This is a genomic window from Faecousia intestinalis (assembly GCF_040096185.1).
Taxonomy (GTDB): domain Bacteria; phylum Bacillota; class Clostridia; order Oscillospirales; family Oscillospiraceae; genus JAZOXB01.
The window spans coordinates 1-6,937 of record NZ_JBBMFF010000094.1 but is presented as its reverse complement, the minus strand read 5'-3'; the positions used below and the strand labels follow the sequence as shown (position 1 = coordinate 6,937).

Sequence of the window (6,937 nt, the reverse complement as noted above, 5' to 3'; positions counted from 1 at the left end):
GTGCCGGGGCTGCGCCGGGCGCGGCATGCCGCTCCCCTACAACGCTCCATCGATACCCTCATTTTCCCATAAAACCACCGCAAGCCGGAGGCAGTGCCTCCGGCTTGGTGCATATTCTCGGGTGCTGCCCTAGAACTTTCCTCCTCCGCCGCCGAACGACGAGCCGCCGGAGCCGGAATGCGCGTCGCTTCCGCTGCGGTCGTTGTCCTTCGGGCGCGCCGTGCGCGTCGTGTTGGCATAGAGGAACAGGTCGGACTGCTGCGTCAGGTGCAGGCTGTCCTGCACAACATAGCTGTTCGCAGCGGGCTGGCGGCGCACCGTCTTGTGCTTCGCTGCCATCACGCCGACCGTGATGCCGCCGATGAGTGCGCCGAACAGCAGGCAGGCCACGACCCACAGGAAGCCCGGCGCTTCAAACGGCTCGTCAGGCAGGTTCCCCGTGTCGTAGGCCGAGCCGTCTCTCGCCTGGTTGACATAATCCTCACATTCCTCCGCGAACGTGGAAAATGCCGCGGCATATTCGGCGTTCGAGAGCTGGGGCAGGAAGCGGTCTACCATGGCCTCTCGCCCGGCGGGCGTGATGGCGGTGATGCCGAAGCCATGCGTGGCGATGTACCAGTCGCGCGTGTCCATGGCCACGAGCAGGAGCGCGCCGTCGCGGTCCTCGCCGAGGCCGTAGTTGTTGTACCAGAAGAAGTCCTCTGCGTAATCTCGCGGCGTTTCGCCGTCGAGCGAGTCGACGGTCACGATGACGATGTCAAACTGCAGCGCCTCGCTGCGGCTGTCGAGGTCGGCCAGCAGCGCTTCCGCGTCATCCGCCATCAGCAGGTCTGCGTTGTCCACCAGCCGGGGCAGGTCCGCCGCAGCAGCGGGCAGGACGAGCAGCGCCAGCAGGGCAAGCAGCAGCGTGAGCAGGGTAAGCGTTCGTTTCATATCCGTGCCCTCCCTCAGTGCAGCAGCTGCCACAGGCACACAAGGCCATAGGCTGCCGCTGCCGCGATGCCGCTGACCAGACCGAACCAGCGCCACTTTTTCCCCTTGTCGACGGGAAGGTCGCCGACGAATTTGCCGGTCTGGCCGTTCATGGCGAACGAGAACGTTTTGCCGTTCCATACGGTGTTCAGCAGCCACACGGGGTAGAGCGCATAGTGCACCCTGCCGTTGGCCAGGCGGACGGATGTGCTCTCGGGCACGACGGTGTGATAGCCCACGACGGTCGAGGCGAACACGGACTCCGTGCTCTTTTTCACGCGCTCGTTCGCGCGGCCGATGCTGTCGTCTGCGTTCACATCATAGCGGTCGGCGAGATAGCCGGACAGGTAGGCCGTCTGAAAATCGACCGCGCTGGAGAAGTCAAACGGCTCGATGGATTCCATCAGGTCGTTCGGCATGCGGGAAGAGCCGTCCACCGGGACGTGGGTGAAGCTGAGGTCGCCGCTGCGCAGGATGGCATAGTGCTGCGTCTCGGTGTAGTCATAGTCGCGGTCGCTCCAGGTGCGGATGCGCGTCGCGTGGTAGCGGATGTGGGCGTCGGCGTCGGCGTCGAACAGCCAGAACGGCACATACACGCCCTTGACCTCGGAGATGCGGTTTTCGCTGCGGAACAGATTCGGCAGAAGGCGCTTGCCCTTCATATGGTTGCGCAGGGCGGCCTCGGCCGCCTTTTTGTCGAGCTTGAAGGGAATGACGTAGTCGGGCTTCAGGTCGCCGGACAGGCGGCCGGTCAGCACGATGGGATTGCCGCAGAACGGGCAGGCCGTCGCGGCGGTGCTCTCGTCGCACACCAGCTCGCCGCCGCAGCTCTTGCAGGTGTAAACGCCCATCTGCACGTCGTCCCACGGCTGCTGCGCCGCGTCCCAGTGCATGTCGTCCGCGGCGTCCTGCTTCAGCGCGTCGTCGTAGCCCTCGAGCGTCTCTACGTCGAAGGTCGTGTCGCAGTACGGGCACTTCATCTTTTGCAGGCCGCTGTCGAATTCCAGGCGGCCGCCGCAGCAGGGGCATTTGTACTGGATCGTTTCAGCCATGCGAGGTTCCCACCCTTTCGTCAGACCTGATCGTTGAAGTCAAAGGGGTCGCCGCACTCGGGGCAGAATTTCGGCGGATGGCGCGGATCCTCCGGCTGCCAGCCGCACTTGTCGCAGCGGTACTGCGGCTCGTTCGCGGGCTTCTTCGCACCGCAGTTCTGGCAGAACTTGCCCTGATTTACCGTGCCGCAGGCGCAGGTCCAGCCCTCGGCAGGGCGCGGCTTGCCGCAGGCGGAGCAGAATTTTCCGGTGTTCCTCTGGCCGCAGGTGCACGTCCAGCCGTTTGCGGCAGGCTGCGGCTTCTTTGCCCCGCAGCTCGGGCAGAAGTTGCCCGTCGCCGTTGCGCCGCAGCTGCATTTCCAGCCGTCTGCAGCCGGTGCAGCCGGTGCAGCCTTCTGCTGCTGGCCCATGGCATAAAGCTCCTGCGCATTGAGGCCGCCTGCCTGCTGGGCCATGCCCATGCCCATGAAGCCCATCATCGCGCCGTTCTTGTTCCCGGCGGCGGTCTTCATGGCCTCGGCCTGTGCACCCGTGAGTGTGGCGGCCGCCATGGACGGATCGCGCAGCATGGCCGTGCGCTGTGCCTGCTTGATGAGCTCTGCGTCCTCCTCGGGGAGGCTGATGGGGTTCATGGCAATGGAGACGACCTGCAGGCCGCGCAGCTCGCCCCACTTGCGTGAGAGCGTCTCGTTCATGAACGTCGAAAGCTCCTCGGCGTGGGCGGGCAGGGCGCTCGGGCGGACCTCCAGCTCGGAGATGCGGGCAAAGGCGGGCTGCAGCGCGCTGATGAACTCCGTCTTGAGCATGCTGTCGATCTCGGAGCGCTTGTAGTCGCCCTCGACATTGCCGCACACATGCGTGTAGAACAGCATGGGGTCGGAAATTTTGTAGGAATACACGCCGTTGCAGCGGACGGACACGTCGATGTCCAGCCCGATGTTGCGGTCGACAACGCGGAAGGGGATCGGGGTGGCCGTGCCGAACTTGTTGTCCACGATCTCCTTGGTATTGAAGTAGTAAACGCGCTGGTCCTTGCCCGTGTCTCCGCCGAACGTGAAGCGGCGGCCGACGGTCTTGAACGTATCGAGCAGGCTCTTGCCGAATGAGCCGGTAAAGATGCTCGGCTCCGTCGAGGCGTCAAAGACGAACTGGCCCGGCTCGGCGCAGAATTCTACGACCTTGCCCTGCTCCACGATCATCATGCACTGGCCGTCCGCCACGGCAATGACGGAGCCGTTGGAGATGATGTTGTCGCTGCCCTTCGTGTTGGAGCTGCGCCCGGAGACGCGCTTTTGGCCCTTGACGGCCAGCACCTCCGGCGACAACGCGTCGCAGTAGAAAAATTCCTTCCATTGATCGGCGAGCGTACCGCCGAGCGAGCCGACACCGGCTTTGATCAGACCCATAATATGCTCCCTTCCCTGCTGCAAGCAGATTTTTTTCCATTATACCAGCTTTGACGGGGAAATGGTAGCCCCCGGCGCAGAGAATTTTGCGTGACAGGGGATGCGCAGGCGCATCGCAAGTCCATTTCGGTGTGCAAAAAAGCCTCGCAGAGTTCGCCGCCCGCAGGCGGACGATCCGTGCGCGCAGCGGACTGCGGTCCGATTGCCGGAAAAGCCTGAAGGGATTTTCCGGCAGTAAAAAACAGGCCGCATTGCTGCGGCCTGTTCGGAAAATATGCAATTACTCAGCCTTCGGGCCTGCGGCGACCAGAGCCTTGCCGGCTTCGTTGCCTTCGTACTTAACGAAGTTCTTAACGAAGCGGGAGGCCAGATCCTTTGCCTTCTCGTCCCACTGGGAAGCATCAGCATAGGTGTCGCGCGGATCGAGGATCTTCGGATCGACGCCGGGCAGCTCCGTGGGGACCTCGAAATTGAAGTACGGGATCTTCTTCGTGGGGGCGTTCAGGATCGCGCCGCTCAGGATGGCGTCGATGATGCCGCGGGTGTCCTTGATGGAGATGCGCTTGCCGGTGCCGTTCCAGCCGGTGTTGACCAGATAGGCCTTTGCGCCGCTCTTTTCCATCTTCTTGACGAGCTCTTCGGCGTACTTCGTCGGATGCAGCTCGAGGAAGGCCTGGCCGAAGCAGGCGGAGAACGTCGGGGTCGGCTCGGTGATGCCGCGCTCGGTGCCGGCCAGCTTCGCAGTGAAGCCGGAGAGGAAGTAGTACTTCGTCTGCTCCGGGGTCAGGACGGAAACGGGAGGCAGAACGCCGAAGGCATCTGCGGACAGGAAGATGACGTTCTTCGCAGCGGGCGCAGAGGAGATCGGGCGGACAATGTTCTGAATGTGGTTGATCGGGTAGGAGACGCGGGTGTTCTCGGTGACGGACTTGTCGGCAAAGTCGATCTTGCCGTTCTCGTCGAGCGTGACGTTCTCAAGCAGGGCATTGCGCTTGATGGCATTGTAGATGTCAGGCTCGGAATCCTTGTCAAGGTTGATGACCTTGGCGTAGCAGCCGCCCTCGAAGTTGAACACGCCGTTGTCGTCCCAGCCGTGCTCGTCGTCGCCGATGAGAAGGCGCTTCGGATCGGTGGACAGCGTGGTCTTGCCGGTGCCGGACAGACCGAAGAAGATGGCGGTGTTCTCGCCGTTCATGTCGGTGTTGGCGGAGCAGTGCATGGAGGCCAGGCCCTTGAGCGGCAGGTAGTAGTTCATCATGGAGAACATGCCCTTCTTCATCTCGCCGCCGTACCAGGTGTTGATGATGACCTGCTCACGGGAGGTGATGTTGAAGGCCACGCAGGTCTCGGAGTTCAGGCCGAGCTCCTTGTAGTTTTCGACCTTCGCCTTGGAGGCGTTGTAGACGACAAAGTCCGGCTTGAAGTTCTTCAGCTCCTCCTCCGTCGGCTTGATGAACATGTTGGTGACGAAGTGGGCCTGCCATGCGACCTCGACGATGAAGCGGATGGCCATGCGGGTGTCCTTGTTCGCGCCGCAGAATGCGTCGACGACGAACAGGCGCTTGCTGCCCAGCTCCTTCAGAGCGATGTCCTTGACCGCCTTCCAGGTCTCTTCGGTCATGGGATGGTTGTCATTCTTGTAGGCGTCGGACGTCCACCACACGGTGTCCTTGGAGTTCTCGTCCACGACGATGTACTTGTCTTTGGGGGAACGGCCGGTGTAGATACCGGTCATAACGTTCACGGCACCCAGCTCGCTGACCTGGCCCTTTTCGTAGCCGGTGAGCTCGGGCTTGGTCTCTTCCGCGAAGAGCATCTCGTAGGAAGGATTGTGCACGATCTCGGTGGTGCCGGTGATCCCATACTGCTTCAGATCGATTTCAGCCATTTTGGATTACCTCTTTCTTTGAACTGTCCGGCTGCCGGAGCAGCCGTGAAATTACTTCTGCACTACGTTTCCCGTAGTTTCGCATCTATATATTACGATTTTTTTCGGACAAAATCAATCCTTTTTTATCGTTTTGCAAAAAGTTCATAATTTTGCCGAAAAAGGACGGCAAAGCACGCTGCAGGGGAGCGGACAGCCGGGCCAGGCGCAATGCTGCCGATCCGAACAGGCTGACGATAAAACGGCATGCAGCCCCGATTTGTCATTGCGAGGAGGCGCAGCCGACGTGGCAATCTCGGGAAGGCAGTTACGATTTCGCCGGGAATGCCTTGTTATCCGACCATATTCTGCGAGATTCCCACGTCGCGTTGCTCCTCGGAATGACAAACTTGGGAGCCTTGCGCCGATGAATTTGTGCCGTGATCATTGCCGGCCTGCATGGCGCTCAGGGAGCGCCGCTACAGACGCAATTGGTTTTTACGTTTTTATCGGTGGCCTGTACGAATCGACAGTGCAGCGCCGGGAGGGACATGTCCCTCCCCTACAATAATTACAATGTTTAATGTTTATCTGGAGGAATCACAATGGCGGATACGATCCGGGGCGTATGCCCGCAATGCGGAAAAAAGCTGGAGATCCCGGCAGAGCTGGAGGAATTTTCCTGCCTGTACTGCGGGGCGCGTATGCGCACCGAGGCCCTGCAGGCAAAACCCGTGCAGGCGGAGGCCGTTGAGGAGCTGCTCGCGCAGCTGCCCGGCTGCATCACGCGCTATCCGGACCTGCACCTGCGCATCGGCAAAAAGGACTTTTTCCCGACGTTCGCGCAGTATGAGCAGGACAATACTCCCCTGCTGCTGCAGCTGGACGCCTGCTGCGCCGGGTATCCCGGCGGGGCCGAGGCACTGGCCGGGCATGCGGCGGCCGTGATGCTGGACGGCCTTGCCGCCCATATGGAGAAGGACCCGCGCTGGGGCAGGCGCACGCGGGACAATGTGTTTTTCGACACGAAGGTCGCGCTGGCCATTTTCTTCACGCCGCTGCTGCGCAAGCTGCAGCTGGAGCTGGCCGAGCCGCTGCGCACGCAGCTGCAGACGCAGTGGCTCGCGCGCTGGCCGAAGCAGCTGTGGAGGCCGGGCGACTATGACACGCTCGCGGGCGGGTTCAAGAAGTTCCGCTTCTGCTTCATCACGACGGCGACGTGCGCCGCCGAGGGCAAGCCCGACGACTGCGCGGAGCTGACGGCCTTCCGCGCGTTCCGCGACGGCTGGCTGCGGCAGAGGCCGGACGGCCCCGAGCGCATCACGGAGTATTATGCCGTTGCACCGTCCATCGTGGCGGGCGTGGAATACTGCGACGATGCTCCGGCGCGCTATGCCGAGATCCGGAGCCGCTGGCTCGGCCCGTGCTATGCGGCGCTGCAGCGCGGCGAGATGGAGCGGTGCTATGACACATACCGGGACATGGTGCAGACGCTGCAGGAACGGTATGGGGTGCAGTGATCGGATGATATGGTAGGGGAGGGGACAGCCGGGCCCGGCGCATCGGCGGCGATCAGGACAGGCTGTCGATAAAACGGTGAAAGCCAAAGGTTTGTCATTGCGAGGAGGGAAGCGACGTGG

At 62.1% G+C, this 6,937-nt stretch carries 5 protein-coding genes; 1 reads left to right on the top strand and 4 read right to left on the bottom strand.

Features of this window, described 5'->3' with window-relative positions:
• Nucleotides 1-129: 129 nt before the first annotated feature.
• The 4 genes from WMO66_RS01655 to pckA form a co-directional block, all read right to left on the bottom strand.
• Nucleotides 130-933 (bottom strand): TPM domain-containing protein, encoded by an 804-nt coding sequence (locus WMO66_RS01655; protein WP_349134674.1) that lies wholly within the window; start codon nt 931-933, stop codon nt 130-132.
• A gap of 14 nt (nt 934-947) precedes the next feature.
• Nucleotides 948-2,024: a TFIIB-type zinc ribbon-containing protein gene (locus WMO66_RS01650; RefSeq protein ID WP_349134673.1), complete on the bottom strand. Its 1,077-nt coding sequence runs from the start codon at nt 2,022-2,024 to the stop codon at nt 948-950.
• A gap of 20 nt (nt 2,025-2,044) precedes the next feature.
• Nucleotides 2,045-3,430, bottom strand: coding sequence for an SPFH domain-containing protein (locus WMO66_RS01645; protein WP_349134672.1), 1,386 nt, complete (start codon nt 3,428-3,430; stop codon nt 2,045-2,047).
• 280 nt (nt 3,431-3,710) lie between these two features.
• Entirely contained in the window at nt 3,711-5,318 is a 1,608-nt protein-coding gene (gene pckA, locus WMO66_RS01640) for a phosphoenolpyruvate carboxykinase (ATP) (protein ID WP_349134671.1), read from the bottom strand.
• A 584-nt stretch (nt 5,319-5,902) separates the two neighbouring features.
• Between pckA and WMO66_RS01635 the strand changes: the two genes are divergently transcribed.
• Nucleotides 5,903-6,817: a TFIIB-type zinc ribbon-containing protein gene (locus WMO66_RS01635; RefSeq protein ID WP_349134670.1), complete on the top strand. Its 915-nt coding sequence runs from the start codon at nt 5,903-5,905 to the stop codon at nt 6,815-6,817.
• Nucleotides 6,818-6,937: the final 120 nt, after the last annotated feature.